The sequence below is a fragment of the Neolewinella aquimaris genome, from assembly GCF_014197245.1.
Classification (GTDB): domain Bacteria; phylum Bacteroidota; class Bacteroidia; order Chitinophagales; family Saprospiraceae; genus Neolewinella; species Neolewinella aquimaris.
Map to the genome: position 1 here is coordinate 90,210 of NZ_JACIFF010000004.1, position 24,189 is coordinate 114,398.

General features: G+C 59.2%; 18 protein-coding genes and 1 other RNA gene. 10 read left to right on the forward strand and 9 right to left on the reverse strand.

The window, feature by feature from the left end; translation table 11 throughout:
- Positions 1-13 precede the first annotated feature (13 nt).
- The 4 genes from GGR28_RS09080 to GGR28_RS09095 all read left to right on the forward strand — a co-directional run bounded on the left by GGR28_RS09080 (position 14) and on the right by GGR28_RS09095 (position 3,997).
- Positions 14-1,423, forward strand: a complete 1,410-nt coding sequence (locus tag GGR28_RS09080) for a phosphohexomutase domain-containing protein (protein ID WP_183495467.1) — start codon at positions 14-16, stop codon at positions 1,421-1,423.
- Positions 1,424-1,426: 3 nt separating this feature from the next.
- Complete coding sequence (locus tag GGR28_RS09085; RefSeq protein ID WP_183495468.1) at positions 1,427-2,881, forward strand: pyridoxal phosphate-dependent decarboxylase family protein; 1,455 nt, start codon at positions 1,427-1,429, stop codon at positions 2,879-2,881.
- A gap of 118 nt (positions 2,882-2,999) precedes the next feature.
- Complete coding sequence (locus tag GGR28_RS09090) at positions 3,000-3,650, forward strand: phosphatidylserine decarboxylase family protein (RefSeq protein ID WP_183495469.1); 651 nt, start codon at positions 3,000-3,002, stop codon at positions 3,648-3,650.
- Positions 3,651-3,658: 8 nt separating this feature from the next.
- Entirely contained in the window at positions 3,659-3,997 is a 339-nt protein-coding gene (locus GGR28_RS09095; RefSeq protein WP_183495470.1) for a 2TM domain-containing protein, read from the forward strand.
- Here GGR28_RS09095 and GGR28_RS09100 read toward each other — a convergent pair.
- Entirely contained in the window at positions 3,973-5,181 is a 1,209-nt protein-coding gene (locus GGR28_RS09100) for a C40 family peptidase (protein ID WP_183495471.1), read from the reverse strand. The two genes, GGR28_RS09095 and GGR28_RS09100, sit on opposite strands and share 25 nt — an antisense overlap.
- Before the next feature lie 174 nt (positions 5,182-5,355).
- Here GGR28_RS09100 and GGR28_RS09105 point away from each other — a divergent pair, with 174 nt between their 5' ends.
- Both GGR28_RS09105 and GGR28_RS09110 read left to right on the forward strand, forming a co-directional pair.
- Positions 5,356-6,012, forward strand: a complete 657-nt coding sequence (locus GGR28_RS09105; RefSeq protein WP_183495472.1) for an RNA recognition motif domain-containing protein — start codon at positions 5,356-5,358, stop codon at positions 6,010-6,012.
- Between the two features lie 171 nt (positions 6,013-6,183).
- Positions 6,184-9,288: an alpha-amylase family glycosyl hydrolase gene (locus GGR28_RS09110; protein ID WP_183495473.1), complete on the forward strand. Its 3,105-nt coding sequence runs from the start codon at positions 6,184-6,186 to the stop codon at positions 9,286-9,288.
- Positions 9,289-9,334: 46 nt separating this feature from the next.
- On the opposite strand, the gene ssrA is transcribed toward GGR28_RS09110, so the two are convergent.
- The 4 genes from ssrA to hpf all read right to left on the reverse strand — a co-directional run bounded on the left by ssrA (position 9,335) and on the right by hpf (position 11,988).
- Positions 9,335-9,707: a transfer-messenger RNA gene (gene ssrA / locus GGR28_RS09115) on the reverse strand.
- A gap of 186 nt (positions 9,708-9,893) precedes the next feature.
- On the reverse strand, positions 9,894-10,520 hold the full coding sequence (locus tag GGR28_RS09120; RefSeq protein WP_183495474.1) for a fumarylacetoacetate hydrolase family protein: 627 nt from the start codon (positions 10,518-10,520) through the stop codon (positions 9,894-9,896).
- A 91-nt stretch (positions 10,521-10,611) separates the two neighbouring features.
- Positions 10,612-11,559: a phosphoribosylaminoimidazolesuccinocarboxamide synthase gene (locus GGR28_RS09125; protein WP_183495475.1), complete on the reverse strand. Its 948-nt coding sequence runs from the start codon at positions 11,557-11,559 to the stop codon at positions 10,612-10,614.
- Between the two features lie 132 nt (positions 11,560-11,691).
- On the reverse strand, positions 11,692-11,988 hold the full coding sequence (gene hpf, locus GGR28_RS09130; protein WP_183495476.1) for a ribosome hibernation-promoting factor, HPF/YfiA family: 297 nt from the start codon (positions 11,986-11,988) through the stop codon (positions 11,692-11,694).
- Positions 11,989-12,111: 123 nt separating this feature from the next.
- On the opposite strand from hpf, the gene GGR28_RS09135 reads away from it, so the two are divergent.
- The gene (locus tag GGR28_RS09135) at positions 12,112-12,996 is read left to right on the forward strand and encodes an alpha/beta fold hydrolase (protein ID WP_183495477.1); all 885 of its coding nucleotides are present in this window, start codon (positions 12,112-12,114) and stop codon (positions 12,994-12,996) included.
- On the opposite strand, the gene GGR28_RS09140 is transcribed toward GGR28_RS09135, so the two are convergent.
- From GGR28_RS09140 to recQ, 4 genes are read right to left on the reverse strand one after another with little or no spacing between them, the layout of a single operon-like run.
- Positions 12,971-16,081, reverse strand: a complete 3,111-nt coding sequence (locus GGR28_RS09140; RefSeq protein ID WP_183495478.1) for an AAA family ATPase — start codon at positions 16,079-16,081, stop codon at positions 12,971-12,973. The genes GGR28_RS09135 and GGR28_RS09140 overlap by 26 nt on opposite strands.
- Complete coding sequence (locus GGR28_RS09145; RefSeq protein ID WP_183495479.1) at positions 16,078-17,334, reverse strand: exonuclease SbcCD subunit D C-terminal domain-containing protein; 1,257 nt, start codon at positions 17,332-17,334, stop codon at positions 16,078-16,080. The genes GGR28_RS09140 and GGR28_RS09145 overlap by 4 nt, the downstream gene beginning before the upstream one ends.
- Positions 17,334-17,771, reverse strand: coding sequence for a gamma-glutamylcyclotransferase family protein (locus GGR28_RS09150; RefSeq protein WP_183495480.1), 438 nt, complete (start codon positions 17,769-17,771; stop codon positions 17,334-17,336). Before GGR28_RS09150 ends, GGR28_RS09145 begins: the two co-directional genes overlap by 1 nt.
- The gene (gene recQ / locus GGR28_RS09155; RefSeq protein ID WP_183495481.1) at positions 17,768-19,942 is read right to left on the reverse strand and encodes a DNA helicase RecQ; all 2,175 of its coding nucleotides are present in this window, start codon (positions 19,940-19,942) and stop codon (positions 17,768-17,770) included. The genes GGR28_RS09150 and recQ overlap by 4 nt, the downstream gene beginning before the upstream one ends.
- 182 nt (positions 19,943-20,124) lie before the next feature.
- Between recQ and GGR28_RS09160 the strand changes: the two genes are divergently transcribed.
- From GGR28_RS09160 to GGR28_RS09170, 3 genes are all read left to right on the forward strand, one after another.
- Positions 20,125-20,535 carry a hypothetical protein gene (locus tag GGR28_RS09160; protein WP_183495482.1) on the forward strand — a complete coding sequence of 137 codons (411 nt, stop codon included), beginning with the start codon at positions 20,125-20,127 and terminating at the stop codon, positions 20,533-20,535.
- A gap of 71 nt (positions 20,536-20,606) precedes the next feature.
- A complete protein-coding gene (locus GGR28_RS09165) occupies positions 20,607-21,941 on the forward strand; it encodes a M16 family metallopeptidase (RefSeq protein ID WP_183495483.1) in 1,335 nt (444 codons plus the stop codon).
- Between the two features lie 20 nt (positions 21,942-21,961).
- Positions 21,962-24,109: a M16 family metallopeptidase gene (locus tag GGR28_RS09170; protein WP_183495484.1), complete on the forward strand. Its 2,148-nt coding sequence runs from the start codon at positions 21,962-21,964 to the stop codon at positions 24,107-24,109.
- Positions 24,110-24,189: the final 80 nt, after the last annotated feature.

The following is a 24,189-nucleotide window of genomic DNA, read 5'->3' on the forward strand; positions in this document are numbered from 1 at the left end:
AACTTCCTCCCTTATGGATCCCATCAAGATCAAATTCGGCACCGACGGCTGGCGCGCAATCATCGCTCAGGAATACACCGTCGATAACGTCAAACGCGTAGCCGAAGGCACCGCCCTGTGGCTCAAGCAGCAGGGAGGAACGCGGGTGGTCATCGGCTACGACTGCCGCTTCGCCGGCGAGCTGTTCACCGAGTCCACCGCCCGGGTACTGGGCAAACACGGCATTACCAGCCTGCTGGCCCCCACCTTCATCTCGACCCCCATGGTAAGCCTGGGCGTAGTGAAGACCGGTGCCGACCTCGGCGTGGTGATCACCGCCAGCCACAATCCACCCTCCTACAACGGCTTTAAACTAAAGTCGAAACTGGGCGGACCGAGCATCCCGGACGACGTCACTGCCGTCGAGAACCTCATCCCCGACGAAGTACCCACCGACCTGCCGACCATAGAAGAACTGCGGGAGCAAGGACTCATCGAGGACCACGACTTCGAGCAGATCTACCTCGATCACGTGTACGCCAACTTCGACATGGACCTGATCCGCAACGCTGACTTCGGTATCGCCTACGATGCCATGTACGGTTCCGGACAGTCGGCCATGATCAAGTTGCTGCCCGAGGCCCGTCACTTGCACTGCGAGTACAACCCCAGCTTCATGGGCCAGGCCCCGGAACCCATCGGCCGTAACCTAACACAGCTCAGCGATGTCATCAAAAAAGACCCCAAGCTGTCCCTCGGTATTGCCAACGACGGCGACGCCGATCGCATCGGGCTGTTCGACGAGAACGGCGACTTCGTAGACAGCCACCACATCCTGCTCCTGCTGCTGATGTACCAGTACGAGTACAAGGGCATCAAGGACGGCGAGGTAATCCTGACCTTCTCCGTTACCGACAAACTCAAGCAGCTGGCCGAGCAGTACGGACTGAAGTACGAAGTGACCAAAATCGGCTTCAAGTACATCGCTGAGATCATGGCCGAACGCGAAGTCATCGTGGGTGGAGAAGAATCCGGCGGACTGGCCGTCAGCGGGCACATCCCCGAGCGCGACGGCATCTGGATCGGACTGATGATCGCCGAATACATGGCCAAAACCGGAAAGTCACTCAACGACCTGATTCAGGACGTGTACGACAAGGTCGGCAGTTTCAATTGCGACCGCGATGACGTCCACGTCGAGAACGACCGCAAGTGGGAGATCGTCAAGCAGGCGGAAGAAAACCCCTTCAAGAAGATCGGCTCCTACACGGTCACCGACGTAAAGCACCTCGATGGCACCAAGTTTTTCCTCGACGGCGACGATCGCTGGCTGATGGTTCGCCCCAGTGGCACCGAGCCCGTGCTGCGGGTGTACGCCCAGGGTGCCGATGCCGCGGAAACCCGCAAGATCATCGATGCCGGTCGTGCAGAAATGAGCATCTAGGCCGTGACCGACTTGCTCGCCCGCGCCTACGATCCGGAGGAGTTTCGGAAACAGGGACACGCCCTCATCGACCGACTGGCCGACTATCTCGGCACGGTAGAATCCTATCCAGCAAACCCTTACGAGACTCCCGATGCGTCGCTTGCGGCCTTCCGCAAGCTGCTCGGGGAACGGGCGGGTGCGGACGAGATATTCGCGGGCGTGATCGACCACAGCGTTCACCTGCATAACCCCCGGTACATGGGGCATCAGGTGGTGCCGCCCGCGCCGCTGGCCGCCCTCGGAGACGTCGCCGCCAGTTTGCTCAATACCGGGATGGCCATCTTCGAGATGGGCCGTGCCGGCACGGCGATGGAGCGGATCGTAATTGAAGAGTTTGCCCGGATGCTCCGGTTGGCCCCTGAGGCAGGCGGATTCCTCACCAGCGGCGGTTCCCTGGCCAACCTTACGGCCCTGCTTGCCGCCCGCTCCCGGCAGTGGCCGGAGGGTGACGTGTGGCAAATGGGGAGTCACGCCATCCGACCCTGCTTGCTGGTCAACGAGCAGGCGCACTACTGTATCGACCGGGCGGTGCGCATCATGGGCTGGGGCGCGGAGGGCATCATTCACGTACCCACCGACCGTGAACTACGGATGCGTACGGAGCTGATCGACGAACTGGTCGTCGACGCGCGTAAGCGGGGGCTTACCCCCATCGCGATTGTGGGCAGTGCCTGCACGACCAGCACGGGAACCTTCGACCATATCGATGCCCTGGCCGATGCCGCCGCCCGCAACAAGCTGTGGTTGCACATCGACGGAGCCCACGGAGCCGCCGTGCGACTCGATCCCGACCGCCAGCACCTCACGGCGGGTCTGGAGCGGGCCGATAGCGTTGCGGTTGACTTTCATAAGATGCTGCTGTCACCGGCCATCACGACCGGCCTGTTCTTCCGGGACGGCACGGATGCCTACCGCACCTTTCAACAGCGAGCGGAATACCTCCTCACGGCGGAAAGCAGCGAAGAAGACTGGTCCAACATCGCCCGGCGCAGCTTCGAGTGCACCAAACGAATGCTCGGTCTACGGACCTTTACACTGCTCAGTGTCTACGGCCCGGAGCTATTCCGCGACTACGTGGTGCGCGTGGGCGAACTGGGTAGGGAACTCGGCCGACAGGTGCGCCGTCACCCGGAGCTGGAACTCTTCATGGAGCCCGACGTGAACATTGTTTGCTTCCGCTTCGGTCACCCTACCCTCTCGGCCACCGCACGGGATGGCCTGAATCAGCTCATCCGTACCACGCTTACCGAGAGTGGGCAGATCTACCTCGTACAGACCCGCATAGATGGAGAAGTGTACCTGCGCTGTACCCTCACCAATGCGTTCACTACGTCCGCTGACCTGAGTGACATGCTTGCCCGCGTGGCCTCGGTCGGGCACGAGCTGCTGCAGTTGCGCGGGAACCTGCGCGAATAAAAGCTGCGGGAACCATCGTGTATAAGAACGAAATAGCGCCGCTTCACGTTACTCCATCACGTTCCATACCAAAGATCGATCTTTACCGATTCTAAACCTCCCCGTCTTGCGCAAACCCATGAAAATACACCCGGAAGGTCGCCGGGTGTTGGCACTGTTGTTCGTCGGTCTCGGCCTCGTCGTAGCACTCGTCTACTGGAAAGCACCGGCCCAGCTCCCCGTAGTGGCCGTGGCCGCCGGACTGTTTTTCCTGACCATCCTGCAGTTTTTCCGCAACCCCACCCGCATGGTGCCCGAGGAAGCCGATCACCTGGTTTACGCCCCGGCGGACGGAAAGGTGGTCGTGATTGAAGAGGCCTACGAACCGGAGTATTTTAAGGCCAAACGGCTGCAAGTAAGTATCTTTATGTCTCCGGTAAATGTACACGTGAACCGAAATCCGGTCAGCGGACTGGTCAAGTATAACAAGTACCATCCCGGAAAATACCTCGTCGCCTGGCACCCCAAGAGCAGCACCGAGAACGAACGGACGACCGTAGTCATCGACACCGGAGAGACCGAAATCCTCATGCGACAGATCGCCGGAGCCCTGGCAAAGCGTATCAAGAACTACCTTGAAGTAGGCCAACAGGTGGTGCAGGGGGAAGACTTCGGCTTCATCAAGTTCGGCAGCCGGGTCGATGTGTTCCTACCCCTCGGGACGCGCCTCAACGTAGAAATCGGCCAGAAAGTGAAGGGCAACAAAACCGTAATCGCCACCCTCGAATGACCTAAACCATGAGCCGCCGCAAACAACGTCAGTACGACCAGAAAAGCCTGCGCGAAAAGAAGATCGATTTTCGCCGTCACTTGCGGACGTACCTGGTCATGTGCGGATTTTTCGTGCTGCTCAACGTCATCACCTACGTCGGAGCCTTCTGGGCCATCTGGCCGATCCTGGGCTGGGGCATTGGCATCACCATGCAAGCCATGAGTTTGTACGGCCCCCTGGCCGATCCCGAGGACGTCCACCCCCGCGAAGAAAATAAGGGCACGCCCCTGGCAGATCCGGATGAACGGATGGAACTGCGGGAACTGGAAACCCGTCGCCCCTACCGGGACGAAGATTTGGTATAAAGTGAGCGAAACGCCTGGTCCACCGGCACCACCCCAGCGGTGTTTTCCGTAAGCCTGCGGGCCCGCAACAGACTGGTACGCCGGTGCTCCGCGTAGTCCGGGTCGCCCTCTCTAAGCGAGTTCTCCGTGATGTAGTCGTTGTCGGCCCCGGCGTGCAGAAACCGCCCATTCTGGAGGTAAAACCCCACGTGAGTAATTCGTTCGCTCCCGTCGGCCCGGTGATTTCCGAAGAAAAGTAAATCTCCCCGTTGCAACTGAGAGAAATTATCGTCCAGGGGCACCTCAATACCCGCGTGAACTTGCTGGCTCGCGTCACGGGGGATCACGTAGCCGTTCAGGTAGTAGGCGGTCTTGGTGAAGCCGCTGCAATCCATGGCCTTCGTGCTCGTTCCGCCCCACAGGTAGGGCTTTCCGACCTGTGCAAAGGCGGTTTCCAGTATGGCGTCGGTAGCTACTTTCACCGGTTTGGAGAGACTTTCGTAGGGTGCCAGGTCCGCAGTGGCCACCCAGCCGTGCCGTCCGTCGGGCAGGTAAACCTCGGTGAACCTACCCCGCTCTTCCCCCGTACGCCGGAGGATGTTCCCAGCCACGATTTCGGAGACGATGCGCCCGCCATCTGGCTCACTCATCACGGCACTCTGGGCGGGTACGCAGGTGCTGAGATCACCGTCAAACCAGGCGGAAATGGCATCCCGATCGAGACGGGTGAGGGCACCTTTTTCCAACCAGGCCAGGTAGCGATCGGGGGTGCGGATGAAGAACCAGCCATCCTGCTGGTCGAGAACCTGCACGGGCGTGCCCATCAGGGCCTGAGAAGTTAGCTCCTGAGAATGACCGGGTTCGGTGCGGATGTTGGCGACCGAAACTCGGACCAGACCGTAAGCATCGTTGGTTTGTCCTGGCGTTAGGAGGGTAATGCTATCGACTACCCCCCGGTCTTCCCGAATGCGGTCGCTCAATAGTCTGTACACTTCGGGTACCGTGGTGTAGCCCCTTAGGATGAGTGAATTGTTGCGGGTGACTGCCTCAATCGCTACTCGATCGGTGCGGCGATCGGGAGCGTAGGTGGTGCGGGTCTCCTCGAGCAGGCGGGTGTATTCCACCTCCTTTGCTGCGTACTCATCACCCGATTTACAGGAAACACATATCAGGAGGATAAAAACAAAGATTTTTGGGTATTGCATTGATTTAGGGGCTATTTTTGCTCGGGTGTACAACATTTGTGCACAGCGTTGTTGTTAATGACGTAGCTTTTCACGGTTCTGGAGTTGGCTTCCGTTTTTAAGATTGGACTTGCATTCTAGCCTTTAGCCTTGCCTTCAACATTACCATTTGTTTTAATCCTTTTCTATTTCATTATGAATTTATTTGTTGCCCGGCTAAGCTGGGATACCGACGAAGATACCCTTCGTAACACCTTCAGCGCCTACGGCGAAGTTGAGTCGGTAAAAATCATCCTTGACCGGGAGACCGGTCGTTCCCGTGGCTTTGGTTTCGTTGAGATGCCTAGCGACGATGAAGCGCAGGCTGCCATAGAAGCGCTTGACCAAACTGACCTTGACGGTCGCACTATCGTTGTCAAAGAAAACGACCGCAAAGGCGGTGGTGGTGGCGGCGGCGGAGGCGGCTATGGCGGCGGAGGCGGCGGCGGTTACCGCGGTGGCGGTGGCGGCGGCGGTTACCGTGGCGGCGGAGGCAGCGGCGGTGGCGGTGGCTACCGTGGCGGCGGAGGCGGCAGCGGCGGAGGCGGCGGCTATGACCGTGGCGGACGCGGCGGCGGCGGAGGCGGCGGCTATGACCGTGGCGGACGCGGCGGCGGCGGAGGCGGCGGTTACGACCGTGGCGGACGCGGCGGCGGCGGAGGCGGCTACGACCGTGGCGGCTACAGTGGCGGCGGCGGAGGCGGCGGCTACGAGCGCAGCGGCTACGATCGCAGCAGCGACGGCGGATCACGCTACGACCGGGGCAACCGGGGCGGCGGATACGACCGCGGCGGTGACCGTGACTTTGAATAGCACTAGTCAGCAAGATTAGCGGATGGGAGCATTCCCTCCACCGATCTTGCCGTTACAGAACTTAGCGACGTAAGATTGATTCCCAGTCTCCGTCGTTAAACCGATAAAGCCTTCCGATCACCCGATCGGAGGGCTTTTCTTATTCTATCTTCGACCGACTAAAATTAGATCATGCCAAGAATTTTACTCTGTACTCTACTCTTTTCTTTTTCCGTGCTCCAGGCCCAGATCGTCACCACCGACCCTGCGGTACCGGTGGCCGGGCAAGCCTTAACCATAACGTACGACGCTACCCAGGGCACGGCCGGACTACGGGATTGCAACTGTGATATATACTTGCACACCGGCGTCATCACGCCGGCCAGCACCCATTCCGGAGACTGGAAATTTGTGAAGACGGAGTGGGGAAAGGCCGAGCCCGACTGGAAACTCACCCCCGTCGCCGGCGAAGCAAACAAGTATACGTACACCTTCACGCCCACGGTGCGTCAGTACTACGGGGTGCCGGAGGAAACTGAAATTCAAAAAATCGCGCTGGTCTTCCGCGATGCTACGGGCGATCGGGAAGGAAAGGCAGCGGGAGGAACCGACATATTTATCGACGTGAGTAGCGGTAGCGCCCTGGACCTAAACTTACTCGGCGACCCCGGCACCGATACCTACGCCCTCGGCAAGCCCCTGCCCATCACCGTCGGCACCACCGCAGATGCTACCATCAGTCTGTTCGACAACGACAGCCTCGTGGCTACGGCCACCGGAACCCAGCTGACGCATGACCTGCGTTTGCTCTCTCCCGGACAGCACACCGTTCGCGTCGAAGCGAAAAGTGGAGACCAGGTGGTAGCGGATTCCTTCAGCGTTGAGGCCGTGCTTGTCCTGGAAATTACCAGTCCGGTCAATTCGCCCGTATCCGCTACGGTAGGCGATCGGTTCACTATTGCAGCCAATTCTTTCATCACCTCCGAGCTGCGAATTACCACGGGCGGGGAGGTCGTCAGCCAGGTCAACGCCTCCGAAATTTCCACCGAAGTGGTTCTTCCGGATGCCGCGGTAACTACCTATACCGTCACAGCTACTTACCAGGGGGAAACCACCCGGGCTGCGGTGACCTTCGTTACCGGACCGCCTGCCATCGCCGCTGTCCCGGAAGGTTTGAGCCCGGGAGCTACCCTGCTGGAGGATGGCGGCGTCAGTTTCCTGTTGCGGGCGCCGGGCAAGACGGACGTATTCATCGTCGGCAACTTCAACAACTGGTCGCCAACCGCCGGCAGCCGCATGAACCGCAGTCCGGATGGCACCTCTTTTTGGTTGACCATCCCGGAAGAAGACCTGCCGTGCCAACCGCTCCTTTGCGACTCCGATCTGCTGTACCAGTACGCCATAGACGATCAGGGGCGTTTTGCCGACCCGTACAGCACCTTAGTGCTCGATCCGCAGAATGATCCCTTCATCACCGATGTGACTTTCGCCGACATTCCGAGCTACCCTACCGATGAGACGGAGGGGATCGTCAGTTGGGTCCGCCTGTTCCCGCCAGATTACGACTGGCAGGTGGATGAGTTCGAGCGGCCCGATCCGGAAAAGATGGTCGTGTACGAACTCCTTGTCCGCGATTTTCTGGCAAGCCACAGTTACCGGGAGCTGACCGATACCCTCGATTACCTCGACCGCCTCGGCATCAACACCATCGAGCTGATGCCCGTAAGCGAGTTCGAAGGAAACATCAGCTGGGGCTACAACGTGAGTTTTCATATGGCCCTGGATAAATACTACGGTACCCCGGAGGATCTCAAGGCTTTCGTAGACGCGGCCCACGCTCGGGGGATCGCCGTGGTGCTCGATGTCGTCTACAACCACGCCTTCGGTCAGAGCCCCCTGATCCGGATGTGGCCCGGTACTCAGCCCTACGAGCCGGGCGCGGACAATCCGTACGCCAACGTCACGGCCCGCCACCCCTTTAATGTCGGCTACGACCTGAACCACGAAAGTACCCTGACCCGGGAATACGTGAAAACCACCCTGGCTTACTGGTTGGAGGAATTCCGGATCGACGGGTTCCGTTTCGACCTTAGCAAGGGTTTCACCCAAAATTTCAGTAACGACGTAGATGTCTGGAACGAGTACGACGCTTCCCGCATCGCGATTCTGAAGGAATACGCCGATCTCGTCTGGTCCGTTAACGACGAAGCCTACGTCATCATGGAGCACCTCGGTGAGAGCCGCGAGGAGAACGAACTGGCCCAGTACGGCAACGGTATGTACTTCTGGTCGGGTTACCAGCCCCACGATGCCTACCTCGAAGCCTCCATGGGGTACAACGAAGGATCGAAGTCAAACTTCAGTGACGTACTAGCAGTCAATCGTGGGTTCGATCAGCGTAGCCTGGTCGCCTACATGGAGAGCCACGACGAGGAACGCATGGTATACAAGAACCGGGAGTTCGGCAACAGCAGCGGAAACTATAGCGTGAAGGATTTGCCGACTGCGCTGGAGCGGGCAGAACTGGCCAGCGCCTTCTTCTATACCCTCCCCGGCCCGAAGATGCTCTGGCAGTTTGGCGAGCTGGGCTACGACTACCCCATCAACTACTGTGCGGACGGCCGGGTAGACAACAGCTGCCGTACCGACCCCAAACCGATCGTCTGGGAGTACCGCGACAATGCTGACCGCCAGGAGGTCTACCACACCATTGCCGATCTGCTCTACCTGCGCAATAACTACGACTACTTTCACGGCAACGTGACCGCCTCCAACTTCAACGGCGCGGTGAAGTACGTCCACCTCGACAGCGACGACGGCCGGGCCGCTATCATCGGCAACTTCGGCGTTACCGGCGCGCAAGTCACCAATGCCGTTCCCACGACCGGTACCTGGTACGATTACTTCAACGGAGAATCCGTCACCTTTTCCGATCTGTCCGCCGGCATCGATCTCGGTCCGGGTGAGTATCGGGTATACCTCTCCCAGGAAGTGGAGCGCAAGGGCGGCCGACTGAGCACGGCCACGAACGACGCCGCCGTTGCCCGCCTGTTCTTCAGCGTCTTCCCCAATCCGACCAGCGGTACCCTGCACACCACCTTCACCCTGGAACGCAGCTCCGAGGTAAACGTGGTCCTAATGGATCTGCTGGGTCGTCCGGTCCATCAACTGTTCAGTGGCGCCCTTTCGGCGGGTGATCACCGGCTCGATACGACGCTGAGCGTCCCTGCGGGCAGTTATTTTCTCCGGATCACCGACGGCAGCACTTCCGCCGTTCGCCCATTGGTTGTCCGGTAAACAAGAATGCCCCGGCTTCCTACTGGAAGTCGGGGCATCTTATACGGGGTGGAGGCGGCGAGAGTCGAACTCGCGTCCAGCGAAAGCGCAAGGCAGCTTTCTACATGCTTATTTACCAATCGAATTTTCGAGCACCGGGTAAGTATGGTAACCCACTCATTCGGTGCCTTAGATCCTTAATCTCGCTCACGACTCAGATCAGGGTCGCGGGCCAGCCCGAGGGGGTGATGATATGCGGCGCGGTGTGTATCAGGCGTCAACCACACGGCACATTTAGACAGCTAAACTGAGTTTAGGCTGCCATAGCATAGCTGGGAGTGCCAACTAAAGAGTCAATCGTTATTTTTTACGGAGTAACCAATCATGCTCCGGCATGCTTACTACAAAGCTTACTTCCCTGTCGATTCCGGTACGCCCCCGTTGGAGCTCAGCGATGGGTATATGCTGACCTTCTCGACGTAAACGCGGAGAGGTATGGGTAAGTTCTCGGTAGAGTGAATTATTGAAATGGTGAATTAGTGAGTTGTTGAATTGGTGAGTTGTCGCACTGACCAAACGCACTAATTCAACAACTCAACAATTCAACAACTCACCAACTCACCCCTTCACTTCACCCTCGTCCGCAGCATTTCCCGTTTTCCTTCCTTCGTCCACAGGTAGCCGACCAACTCATCCTCTACGGCTAGCGAGCCAACGCCTTCGGGAGTGCCGGTGAAGATCAGATCGCCCTTCTGCAGGCGGAAAAATTTGCTCACGTAGCAGATGAGTTCCGTGATCGAAAAGATCATGTTCCGGCTGTGACCGTGTTGGACTTCCTCCCCATTCTTCTCGAGGGAGAATTCGATGTCGTCGGTATCGGGCAGGGCAGCGGGAGCAATGAATTCGGCGGAGAGCGGAGCGGAGTGGTCAAAGGCCTTGGCGATCTCCCAGGGTTGGCCCTTTTCCTTGCATTTTTGCTGGAGGTCACGGGCGGTCAGGTCGAGCCCCAGTCCGATGGAATCGACGTAGTCCAGTGCAAATTGCGGTTGTACGTGCCGTCCGTTCTTGGCAATCTTTACCACCACCTCGACCTCGTAGTGGATGTCTTTGCTAAACTCCGGATAGTAAAACGGCTTACCGTTGGCCAGCACGGCGGAGCCAGGCTTCATGAACACGATGGGCTCGTCGGGGCGGGCGTTGCCGAGCTCGGCGGCGTGGGCGGCGTAGTTGCGGCCGATGCAGATGATTTTCAAGGGGGGAGGGGATTGAGGGATTGAAGGGGTGAAGGGTTGAGGGAAAGAAGGATTGAAGGGGGGAAGGAATGAGGGATTGAGGGGTCGAGGGTTAGGCCGGTTTCCAGCTGGTGGTGGCGAGGTTGTTGGCGATACGGGCTTCGATGTTGGTGGTGTCGGCGGGTGCGAAGGGTTTGCCGGTGATGAGCTCGTAGAGTTCGGTGTAGCGCTGGGTGACGCTGTGGACGAAATCGTCGGGCATGTCGGGCATGGTTTGTCCTTCAAGGCCGCGGAAGTCGTGGGCCATGAGCCATTCGCGGACAAACTCTTTGCTCAGCTGCTTTTGGTGTTCACCGCGCTGCTGCCGTTCGGCGTATCCGTCGGCGTAGAAGTAGCGGCTGGAATCGGGGGTGTGGATCTCGTCGATGAGGTAGACTTCGCCGTCGAGGAGGCCGAACTCGTACTTGGTGTCGACCAGGATGAGGCCCCGCTCGGCGGCCATGGCGGTCCCGCGGGAAAAGAGTCGACGGGTGTACTCTTCTAATTTGGCATATACCTCTGGCGAGACAATGCCCCGCGACAGGATGTCTTCCCGACTGATGTCTTCATCGTGGCCCTCCTCCGCCTTCGTGGCCGGCGTGATGATGGGTTCCGGGAAGGCGTCGGCTTCCTTCATTCCTTCCGGCATGGGTACCCCGCAGAGGGTTCGACGGCCGGCAGCGTATTCGCGCCATCCGTGGCCTACCAGGTAGCCCCGAATTACCATTTCCACGGGGATGGGAGTACAGGCCTTACCGACGGCGACGTTGGGATCGGGATTGCTCTCCAGCCAGTTCGGGCAGATGTCGCGGGTGGCGTGGAGAAAGTGTGCGGCGATCTGATTGAGGATTTGCCCCTTATGCGGGATGGCCCGCGGCAGCACGTGATCGAAGGAGCTGATGCGGTCGCTGGCGACCATCAGCAGCCGATCGCCGCGGCGGTACACGTCGCGCACCTTTCCCCGGTAGAGGTCCGCAGGTGGGTCGAAGGTAAAGTTGGTTTCGCGGAGGGCATCGGACATGGGGAACGGTCTTTGCGGCAATATTACAGGTTTTGGCGGATTGCGTTGCTCCTGCGTTCCCGCCCAACGTAACGAGGGGCTCCGCCGCAAGCGACGGAACCCCTCGGGTGGCTTCGGATAAGGAAGCTATGCTTAGTGGGAGGTTACCTTCTCCTTGTGTTTTTTGATCTGCCGGCGCAGGGCTTCGGTGACTTCGGCGGTGGCGCGTTCGATGCTCTCGTCGGTGTGGGTGGCGAACAAGTCATTGCCGGGGATGGCCAGGCGAATTTCGACGGTGTAGCCGTTGGTGGCACTGCCGTCGTCCTCCTTCACGAACACTTCCGCCCGCTCGATGCGGTCGTAGTACGTTTCGAGTTTGTTCACCTTCTCGTTGATGACGTTTTTGGTCGTCTCGGAAAGCTCGGAGGATTTGTTGATGATAACCTGCATGGATGCTTGGTTTTGGTGATACAAAAGAAGGTAAGCCGGCATTGACCTACCTTGCGGCGGCTTATTACAAGCCCGCCGTGCAGGTCTAACCACCCGGCCGGCAGTTTCGTTCGCCAAATGGCCATGTCAGCACCAAGCCTTTCGTTTACTTCCTACGCCCACCACCGGATCGCCAGCCTCGCTTACCGCAACAGCGCGGCGGATCGCCTGCCCGTGGTGTGGATACACGGACTCACGGCAAGCCTTAATTTCTGGGAAAGCGCGATGTACGACGAGGTCCGCAACCACCGCGAATGGTTCTCCCTCAGCCTGCCGCTTCACCACCCTAGCACCTACGCCGGAAAATTTTCCGCCGACAGCCTGGACGAAACTATTTTTGCCGAACTCGTCGCCCGCCCGATCGCCGAACTTATCCCCAGCAGTAAATTTCACCTCGTAGGCTACTCCCTGGGAGGTTTCGCCTGCCTGAATTACGCGGCCAAGTATCCCGACCGCGTCGCCTCGGTGATCAGCATTGGCGGATTCATGACCGGCCGGGCCCGCGGACTCGAGGGCGTGCTGCAATTTTTTGCGCAGGGACACCTACTCCGCAAGGCGCTTTTCCACACGAGTTGGTGGGTGATGCAACGTCACGTGATCTTCCTGAAGATGGCGACCATGTTTTACGCTCGTAAGTGGAAACAGTTGTTGAGCTACCCGCCGCTCGATCCGACCCTGCGTGATATTTTCCCCGACGTGCGGCGACATTCCATCTCCGGTCAACGGGCCCTGTTTCGCTACCTGCTCGAGATGAATTTGATGGATGAGATCGACGACATTCACCTTCCCGTGCTCGTTGTTGCCGGTGACCGGGATCCGATCATACCGTATGCTCACCAGCGGGAGTACGCCAAACGGCTCGGAAACGCCACCTTCCTTTCCCTGCCGGGGGTTGGCCACGTAGCCTTCGCCGAAGCGCCCCGGGAGTTTGAGGAGGCGATTCTTAATTGGCTAGCTCGATACGACTAAAGCCATCCCCGACCGGCTCCAGCCGGATCTGGCACTGGATACGCTCGCGCAATTGCTGCACGTGACTGATGATGCCGATGGTCTTTCCCTGTGCCTGTAACTGCTCTAGGGTCACCATGGCCTGGTCGAGGGTCTTACTGTCGAGGGTGCCAAAACCTTCGTCGATGAAGAGCGACTGGATGAGTTGCTTCCCCCTTGCCAGGTCCGACAGCCCGAGGGCAAGGGCCAGGCTAATGAGGAAGGTTTCTCCCCCGCTCAGGGTCTCCATCGTGCGCCGGTTGTCGTTCATGTAGTTGTCGACGATCTCCAAATCCAGGTTCTCCTTGCCGCCCGGGGGTGGCGGTGCGTAGATCATTTGGTAGCGGGGGTTGATGGTCTCCAGGTGTCGGTTGCCGACCGCAACCAGGCGTTGCAGGGTAATGCTCTGGGCAAAACTCTGGAATTTTTTTCCGTCCGCCGAGCCGATCAGATCGTTCATCCTGGCCCAGCGGTCGCGTTCCCCCTCCAGGCTTTGCAGTTCGTGCCGGCGGAGGGCAAGTTCCTCGATACGCCGGTCGTCTTCCTTTTGCCGTTGTTCGAGCGCCCCGATGTCCCGCTCCCTTCGGGTCAGCTCCTCCGTCAATCGCTGCCCCTCCTGACGAATACTTTCTTCCGCAGGAAGATCGACCAAGCCCGCTGCGGCAATGCGGTACTCCTCCTCCGCCTGCTCGGCCAGGGCACGCGCCGTTATTCGCTCCTGGTCCGCATGCTGTAGTTGCTGCCGTAGGGCGCTGACTTCGTCGCTGTTCAGTAGCTGCTCCCGTGCCTGTTCCATCGTCAATCCCAGGGGTTTCAGTGCAGCCCCGATGCGGGCGGTCACCTCGCTAAGTTCCTGCCGGCGAGCGATGAGTTGCTCCTCCAGAGCGGCCGTCCGTTCCTGTACTTTGACGGACCGGGTAGTGAGAAGCTGCAGTTCCTCCGTCAGCTGCGTACAGTCGTGTTGCAGGCGGTTGGACCGGTCCTGGTGGTGACGGCGGTACGTACCACTGCTCTCGTGGGGATGCAGGAGGTCGGCAAGCGCCTTCCTTTGAGCTGCGGCATCGGCTTGAATCTGCTGCAACGTAGCCTCTATTTCGGCGATTTGTAGCTGCAATGCACCGTGAGCCTTTTCCTGAGCGGCCAGCTCCGCCCGCTTGATTTGCAACTGCGGCAGCGGGGGGCGTAACCGCCGCAATCTCTGCTGCCGGTCTTTCCCCGATCGCAGTGCCTCCCGGTATTCTTGCTGGCGAAGGGTCAGCGTTTCCCGGCTCATTTCCGGGGCCCGTCCGAGTGCAGCCAACTGCGTTTGCCGCTCGGCCAGTACCCGCGTGCTTCCGTTCCACTCAACGTTGAGGGCGTTTGCTTTTCGGCTGACCGCTAGCAGTTCGTTATCCACCGACAGCCGCTCGTTTTCCAGGCGGGTAATCTTCCGCTGTAGTGCATCGGGACTTTCTTCCGGGCTATCCGCCGCGTGCAGAAACGGGTGGTGTTCAGCGCCGCAGAGCGGACAGGGATCTCCCTCGCGCAATCGCCTGCGGTGCTCCTCAAAACTAGCCTTGAGCTGCGCGTTTTGTTGCTCCTTCTGGGCCAGGTCGACCGCCTGTTCCGCGATTTTAAGCTGCAATTCCAGCGTGGCCTCCCGGGTGCGTACCTGGTCTAGCTGCTCCTGCAACTTGCTTTGCTCCTGCGTTACCGCCGCAATACTTTTTTGCACTTCCAGGTACTTTAGCTGGGTATCCAGCGTGCTCAGTTGCCGGTCGAGCTCGGGCAACTCCTGTTCGAGCGCTTCGAGGGCGGCCGTAACGTTTTCCTCCGACAGTCCGTCGAGCTGCTGTTCCAGCGTACCGATCTCGCTCCGTAACGCTTTTTGCTCCGCTACCATCAGTTGGCGGGAACGCAGGTGCCGCGTAAGTTCGGAAGAGCCGGCTTCTTCCCGTTCCCGTAGGGTGTGCAGGGTGGTTTCCACTGCCTCGGCTTCGATCAATCGTTGCTCCCGTTGCGGCCCTTCGGCCCGAAATTCTTCCAGTTGCCGGTGAGCCTGGTCGCGGCGGGAAGAAGCATTGGTGAGCGCGGCCGCTGCGGTAGTGGCTTCCTGAATAAGTTCCACCCGCCTGGCCGTTAACTCGTTGATTGCCTTGGTGAGTTTCTCTTCCTGGTCGAGGTCCGACCGCAGGGGAGATAAGCGGTCGCTGAGCTCCAATCGGTGGCGTTTGCCAGACAGGGCTGCGTACGCCGCTTCACTCCGCTGACGGTGTAAGGCGGCGGCATCCCGTTGGGCGGCTAATTTATTGGCCGTCTGAAAAGCGTTGAGTTGGACGGTGATGAGGGTCTGCTTATCGCGGACCTGGGTAGCGAGAGACTGCTCCTCACCGAGTTGCACCTCTAGTTCCTGGCGCAACTCCTCCGACAGGGGCATGGTGTGAGCGATTGCTTCGGTCGCCCGATCGAAGGCCTCCCGGGCCAGTTTATGCTTGCGAAAGGCTGCCTCACTGAGTTGGCGGTAGACTTCCGTACCGGTGATTTGCTCCAGAATGGCCGCTTTTTCACCGGTATCCGACTTTAGGAAGCGATCAAAATCTCCCTGAGTGAGCATGACGGACCGGACAAAGCGGTTGTAGGTAAGGCCCGTGAATTCTTCGGTGAGTTGGTCGACCTCCCGCTTCTTCGTGGCCAGTATGTCGTAGACTTGGGTCGTAGCGTTCCACCGACTTAGTTCCCGCTCGCTGGCCTGTAGATCCTTACTGGCCTTCTTGTGCGCACGTCTTCGGCGCCAAACGCTTCTGAATCTTCCGGCGCTGGTTTCGTATTCGACCTCCGCGCGGCACTGACCGGTACCGTGGGTCATGACCGTAGCCACTTCTTTCTTCGCATCCGTGAGCGATTTGGTCCGCTCCGTCTGGCCGTACAGGGCCAGCGTGATGGCGTCGAGGATGGTCGTCTTGCCCGCCCCGGTGGGTCCTACGATGGCGTAGAGGGGGTGGTCGACCAGGGGAGGCTGGGTAAAATCGATCTCATGTTTTCCCTTGAGCGAGTTCAGGTTGAGGATGCTAATACGTAATATTTTCATCGTCCTGATTCGTCGTTCACCCAGTTGCTCAGTTCCAGAAAGTCGCGCCGGAGTGCCGCATCTACCGCGGCTCCGTGGTTTTGCCGACCGCACAATTGCACGAAGACATCCGCAGGATCCAGCTCGTCCAACTGCCGTTGCTCGTCCTGCCTCCGATCTTCCGCGGCATGGGGCGTTAATCGTTCCCGGCTAATGCGGATGAGTTCGATGCACGGATCGGCGCCGGGGTCGGCTTGTGCTTCCTTGATCACCGCCATCAATTTTTCCCGGAGGTTGGGAATAGGCTCATCGGTCAGCACGCGCACTTCGGCCCAGGGGGTGAATAAGGTGGGGTCATAATTGTGTACGGCTTCCCGCAGGCGTCGCTTTACTTCATCGAATTCGTACCGGAGGCGCAGCAGGGGGCGCGTGCTCGGTGCCTGTAGTTTACGGCTGACGACGGGTTCGCCCGCCCGACCGACTTCGACGAGGCGTACGCTGCGGGCGGCCTGGCCCTCTACGAAGGTCAGCGGTACCAGGCTGCCGGCGTAGCGAATGTGCTTTTGTCCTCCGACGCTTTGTGCCCGGTGGATGTGGCCGAGGGCGACGTAGTCGAAGCAGTCTGGAAAGTGACCGGCATCGATGTTGTTTTCGTTGGCCTGGTAGATGTAGCTCTTCTTTTCCTCATCGTCGGCAGCGCCGGCCGCGAAGAGGTGACCGGTAGCCAGTATGGGTACTTCCTTCCCGGAGCGCAAGTCGAGCGCCGCGGCGGCAATCTCCTCGAAGTGGCCGCGAATGCCGTCGCGAAGCGCCTGTTCCCGATCTTCCAAACTTTCCCCGAAGCGAGCGGTACGCAGGTCGCGTTCACGGAGGTAGGGGACCGCGGCAACGATCAGTTCTTCCTCTTTGCACCTGATTCGTACGACCCGCTCCGCGGCGGTAGTATCCGCGGCTCCTACTACGTGTAATTGCAGGGCCCGCATCAGTCCGCGGGGGGCATTGAGCAGGGAGGGGGAGTCGTGGTTGCCCCCGACCACGACGGCGGAGGTACAGCAGGTTTGCTTGAGCCGGGCCAGAAAGTCGTAGTACAGCTCCTTGGCGAGGTTGGAAGGATTGGTAATGTCGAAGATGTCTCCGGCGACAATCAACAGGTCGACCCGTTCCCGCTCGATCGTTTGCAGCAGCCATTCGAGCGCGGCGCGGTGTTCCGCCGTACGGTCGCGGTTGTACAGTCGGTGCCCCAGGTGCCAGTCAGCCGTATGCAGGATACGCATCAGTCGTTGCCGGTAAATTTCTGGTGTTTTGAATTGCCACGGTAGTACGGAAGGTAATCGCCGTTGGGTATTTCGGGCTTACCACCTACTGATTTTCGGTACGCGTAGGTCTGTGCGCGGAACTTCCCTCCGGCGGCCACCCGCACGTCAATTTCCGTGCGTTGGTATTCTTCTCCGGCCCCACCGGAGACTCCTTCGTAGGCATCGAGCAGTTCCCAGGTCTCTTCCGCCCGTTCGGGGCTGATCCGGTAGAGTTCACCCCGGGCGGTACCGGAACCGGTTACGAACGCGGGGTAATCCCCGAGGTCGACCAATTTCCCCCCGGTGGTTGCCTTTCCTACGAGGGCGGCACGACGACGGAGGAACTTGCTCATACTCGATGGGATGTCGCTGCGCAGGGTTCCGTAGACGAACAGGTATTCGGGATGGTCGCTCATGAGGCGGTACTTAGGGGGTGGCGGGTACGGTAGGCTTCGACCAGTTCGAGGTGATAATTTTTTACCACACCGTCCCGGTGGTGCTCGGCAATGTACGCCAGGATGGCCTTTGACCCCGCTTTCCCGGATACGGCGCGGTTGGCTTCGTCGACCCAGTCGATCGTCTGCCCCGGCAGCAGGTCTTCGATCTCCAGGTCGTGCCCCTCCTGGTAAGCCCTGGCCAGGTGGCCGTAGGTGGTCGAAAGCTTTAGCCCCCGTTCCCGGGCAATGTCGCGTACGGTCGCCCCCTTGATGTACTGCCGGTAAGTAAGGAGGTGGGCGGGCAGATCGGACTTCGGTTGCTGGTCTGCCGCCGGCGTCGACTCCGTTTCTTCCTCGCTAAAGGCCTTAATCGCCTGGATGAAGTGGGCGCCGAAGCGGGCCAGCTTTACCTCCCCTACCCCACCGATGCGGGACATTGCCAAATCGTTCGTCGGCGCGGCGGCGGCCATCTCTTCGAGCGTCTTGTCGGAAAAAATGAGGTACGGAGGGATGGCGGCTTCCCGGGCCAGTTGCCGGCGCACCTCGCGCAGGGCCTCGAAGAGGGAACCGCGACTGCGGGGAGCGGAGGCCCTCTTGGCAGTCTTGTCCTGCTCCAGCTTCTTACGGTCCCGGATGATCTCGAATTTCACCAGCTCCACCGTTTCGCCTTCGTAAAGTACCCGGCGGGCGGCGGGAGCAAGCCGAAGCTTGTTGTAGTCTTCGTGCGCGACGTAGAGGTATCCCAGGCTGATGAGCTGGCCGAAGTACTGCGTCCAATCGTAGGTGGACATATCGCGGCCGGCACCGTAGGTCTTTACCCGATCGTACCCGTTCTTGATAATGTCCTGGCGGGATGACCCCCTGAGTACATCGATGGCCGTCGTGACGCCTACCGATTGCCGCAGGCGGGCCACGGCGCTGAGTGCCTTCTGGGCGATCACCGTGCCGTCGAACCGCTTGGGCGGATTGGCGCAGACGTCGCAGTTCCCACAGTCGTCGCTGTGGTCCTCGCTGAAGTAGTTGAGCAGGATGCGGCGGCGACAGGCCAGGCTTTCGGCGTACTCCTTCATCCGGTCCAGTTTAGCCAGCTGGATCTCGGCGTTGCCGCTGCCGGAAATCATGTCCTTTAGCGTGGTGTAATCGTTGTAGGAATAGAACAGCAGGGTATCCGACTTGGTACCGTCCCGGCCCGCACGTCCGATCTCCTGGTAGTAGTTTTCCAGGTTCTTCGGCATGGTGTAGTGAATGACCCAGCGCACGTTGCTCTTATCGATGCCCATGCCGAAGGCGATCGTAGCGCAGACGATCAAGGTCTTGTCGTTGATGAAGTCCGACTGCACCTTCCCCCGGCGGTCGGCGCTCAGGCCGGCGTGGTAGGCTTCGGCGTTGTATCCGCTTTCCCGCAGCTTTTCGGCCAGCTGCTCGGTTTGCTTGCGGCTCAGGCAGTAAACGATCCCGGCCTGTGCGGGGCGGTCGCGAATGAAGCGGATGATCTGCTCCCGGCGCTTTTGTCCGGGGCGTACTTCCAGGCTTAGGTTCGGCCGGTTGAAGGAGGCAATGAACTGCTTCGCTTCCGGGATGCCCAGTTGCTCGCCCATGTCCTTCCGGGTGAGGCGGTCGGCCGTGGCGGTGAGGGCCAGTACCGGCACCTCCGGGAAGGCGGTTTTGAGCTGCCGCAGCATGGTGTATTCCGGACGAAAGTCATGCCCCCAGGCCGAAATGCAGTGGGCCTCGTCGATGGCGAACAGGCACACGCGCCGGCGCTTAAGGAAGGCAAAGAAGCCGGGCGAGAGCAGCTTTTCCGGGCTAACGTACAGCAGGTGTAGCTCCCCGCCTTCGTACGCTTGTTCCACTTTATGGCTTTCCCCTCCCCGCTGGCTGCTGTTGAGGTAAGCCGCCCGGATGCCTACGGCGCGAAGGCCGTCGACCTGGTCCTTCATGAGGGAGATCAGCGGACTGACGACCACTACCGTCCCCGGCATCGTGACGGCGGGAATCTGGAAACACATCGACTTGCCGCCACCGGTGGGCATGAGAACGATCCCGTCGCGCCCGGCATAAACGTGTTCGACAATGTCCAGCTGTTGCGGACGGAAGTCGTCGTAGCCAAAGTATTTTTTAAGGGCCGAGCGAGCCAGTTCTGCAGTCATTTTCCTCTAATTCACGTGGCGGAGTACCCGCAAATATTACAAATTGTTTTAGCAAAACCAAGCTTGTTTGATCTTTCGCACCTCCGGACCTACCTGCCGCGAGCAGGAAAAGGCAACTGCGTTCGACAAAATCCCCTCTTTCCTTTGTCGCCTCGTCCGGACACTATAATTTTAGGGCTGACATGGCCAACCGCTTCTGGAACCGACAAATCAACCGCCTGGAACGAGCGGGCAACGATGATTTTCTTCTCATTCTGACGGGGGGAGCGGGCGCGTATGCCACCCACGAGCTGCACCATCTGCTGCGGCGTCTGCGCATCGAATCCATGCGGCTACGTGAATTGCGCCGCACCATCTTCCGCCTGGGCGTATGCATCCCGGCTATGCTCTTTGCGGCCTGTGCGGCCGGTCTACTGGGTTGGTATCCACTGGTGTACGGCACGCTCGCGGCCCTGGCCTTTCTGGCGGTGGTCCTCATTTGTGCAACTCTTTACGTAAGCGGTCGCTTCAGTTGTCACGACCGGGGCAAGCGGCTCCGGTGCATCATCCAGCAAGAGCTGGAACGTCGTCGGAAGGACGTAGGCGCGTTGTAGGAATCCGCAAAATCCTAGGTTACAGCAAACGATGTTTTGTTTTTATCGTTTACCGAAAAAAACAACACCCTATGCACTCACTGAAACGGCGGTTCTTGTTCCCGCTATTACTGATTGGCTTTTCGGTTGTCGCTACGGCTCAGTCGGCGTCCATCGAATTCGAAAAGTACACCCTCGACAATGGCTTGAAGGTTATCCTGCACCAGGATAATACCACTCCCATCGTTGCCGTATCCATCATGTATGAGGTGGGTGGCAAGGACAGTTTCGAGGGGCGTACCGGTTTTGCGCACTTCTTCGAGCACCTCCTCTTCGAGGGCAGCGAAAACATCAAGCGGGGGGAGATCGATGATTACGTCCAGTCCGCGGGCGGGGCACTCAACGCCAACACCAGCAACGACCGCACTTACTACTACGAGATCCTGCCCAGCAACCAACTGGCCCTGGGCCTGTGGATCGAGAGCGAACGGCTGCTGCACGCCAAGGTGCAATCCGTAGGCGTCGAAACGCAGCGGGAGGTCGTCAAGGAAGAGCGCCGCCAGCGGTACGACAACCAGCCCTACGGCACCATCACCCTTGAGCTCTACCAGCGTGCCTTTAAGGAGCACCCCTACAAGGATCCAAATATTGGCTATATGGAGGACCTTAATAATGCCGAGGAAGCCGACTTCCAGCGGTTTTACAAGACGTACTACGTGCCCAATAATGCTATCCTGAGCATTGCCGGCGATATCGACATCGAGGAGACCAAGGAGCTGATCGATAAGTACTTTTCCGGCATCCCCCGCGGCCCCGAACCACCCCGGGTGGATATCGTAGAGAAACCCCTCGGCGGTGAAGTGCGGGATACGGTGTACGACCAGGTGCCCCTCGCCGCGCTGATCATCGGGTACCGCACCGTAGCGCGCTCGCATCCTGATTATTATGCCATCAGCATGATGAACCAGGTACTAAGTCAGGGACAGAGCAGTCGCCTCAACAAGGTGTTGGTAGACGAGAAGGAGCTGGCCGTACAGGCGGGAAGCTTCCCCGCCTCGAGTCAGGATCCCGGGTTGGCTATCGCCTTTGCCATTACCCGACCGGGCACGACCGACCTTCGGCCGGTGGAAAACGCCTTCAATGAGGAGGTCGGTAAGCTGCAGAACGAACTGATCAGCGACCGTGAATTCCAGAAACTGCGCAACCAGATCGAAGCGGACGCCATCGCCGGCTACGGCAGCGTTGCCGGAATCGCCGAGAGTCTGGCCGACAACGAAATGTTTCTCGATGATGCCAACCTGATCAACACCGAGACCCAGCGATTTATGGACGTAACCAAGGAGGATATTCGCCGCGTAGCCCGGGAGTACTATACCCCCCAGAACCGCATCGTACTGTACTGGCTTCCCGAACCTAGCAGCAAATAGAACCCCCTAAAAAAACAACCATGCAACGTATATCAACCACGCTCGCGGCGCTGCTGCTTGCCCTGTTTTTCACGGGTTACAGCCACACCGCCCTTGCTTTTTCCGGCAATTTCCAGGCACCCGCGGCCCCGCCCCCTGCCGCCGATACAATTAAGCCGCAGGACGCCTTTCGGGCCAAAGCACCGGAACCCGGTCCGGCCCCGGAGATTCGTCTCGGTGACTTTGACGATTTCACTCTCGACAACGGACTACAGGTGGTCGTGGTGGAAAACCATAAACTGCCCCGCGTGAGTTACCAGCTGTACGTGGACGTGCCCCCACACCTGGAGGGCGATCACGCCGGTGCCCAACAGGTACTGGGAGACATGCTGCGCCGGGCCACCGCGGACAAGACCAAGGAGGAGATCGATGAATCCATCGACTTCATCGGTGCCTCACTCAGTACAAGCGGCTCGGGTGCGTATGCCTCCACCATAAGTAAGTACAAAGAGGAAGTGATCGGATTGCTCGCCGAAGTGGTGCTGAAGGCGCGCTTCCCCGAAGAAGAATTCAAGAAAGTAAAGGAGGAAACCAAGGCGGCGCTGGCGCAGCAACTGACCACTCCCGACGCCATCGCCGGGCGGGTCACCCAGGCCGTGACCTACGGACTCAATCACCCCTACGGCGAGCAAATGACCGAGGAGTCGCTGGCGAATATCGACCTCGAAGTGGTGAAGTCGGTGTACGATACTTACTTCGTTCCGAACCGCAGCTACCTGGTGATGGTGGGCGACATCACGCCCGACGAGGCGCGGGAACTGGCCAGTACGCACTTCAGCGACTGGGAGCGGAAGGAAGTGGCCGTCCCCAAATTTCCGACACCCCAGCGCCCGGAGGGGGTAAAGGTGAGCTTTGTTCCCCGCGCCGGAGCCGTGCAATCGAACGTTATCATCTCCCAGCCCATTGAGCTCGAACCAGGGACCAAGGAGGCCATTCGTGCCAACCTGCTGAATATCGTACTGGGTAGTGGATTTAACGGACGCTTATTTGCCAATCTACGTGAGGATAAAGGATATACGTACGGCGCTTATTCCAGCACCAGCGACGATCGCATCGTGGGCAACTTCCGGGCTTACGCGAACGTACGCAACGAGGTGACCGATTCGGCCGTAACCCAATTTTTGTACGAACTGGAGCAAATCGCCACGAAGCCCATGACGGAGAAGGAACTGGCGGACGCCAAAATGCAAATTGCCGGCTCCTTCGGGCGTGCCCTGGAAAGTCCCCAGCGCATTGCGTCCTTCGCCCTCAACACCGCACGCTACAAGCTGGACCGCGATTTTTACCCCAACTACCTTAAAGTGGTAGAGAACTCCAGCGTCAACGACATCAGCGAAGTGGCCCGCGACATCATCGACCCAAACCGAACCCACATCATCGTAGTCGGTGACAAGGCGATTGCGGACAAGCTCGCCCAGTTTGCCACCAGCGGAAAAGTAGATTACTACGATGTGAACGGGGTGCCGGTAGATATGGAAGAGATGGATACGCCTAGCGACCTAAGCCCGGAGGACGTGATCAACGGTTATTTCGAAGCCATCGGCGGCAAAGAGGCCGCCATGGGCCTCCGCAACGTAAGCATAACGATGGCGGGAGACGTGCAGGGACAGACCATCAACCAGTCCGTCATCACCACCAACGACAAACGGATGAGTACGCAAATGAGCATGATGGGAATGACCATGGCCGAAGAGCGATACAACCAGGGCAAAGCCATGATGATGCAGCAGGGACAGAAAATGCCCCTCCCTGATGAGGCGGTCACCGCGATGGGCCAACAGGCCGTTATCTTCCAGGAAAGCGAATACCTGAACGCCCTGGATAAAGTATCCATCGAAGGAAGCGAGATGGTAGACGGCAACAAGGCCATTGTACTCGCCATTGAGACACCCGCCGGTACGGTACGGGAGTACTACGACGCCGAGACCATGCTGAAGGTACAGACCGTCCGCCAGCAGGGCCCGCAAACCGTGACCCAGAAGTACGGCGACTACCAGGCTACCGAAGGGGTGATGTTCCCCCATAGCTTCACGCTCGAAGGCATGGCCCCCTTCCCCATCGAGCTGCAGGTAACGGAGCTGACGGTGAATACGGAACTCGATCCGGCCCTGTTCGAGATAGAGGAGTAAGTGAAGGAGTGAAGGAGTGAAGGATTGAATGGGTGGATAGTACCGGTCCCCCCTTCAATCCTTCATCCCTTCACTCCTTC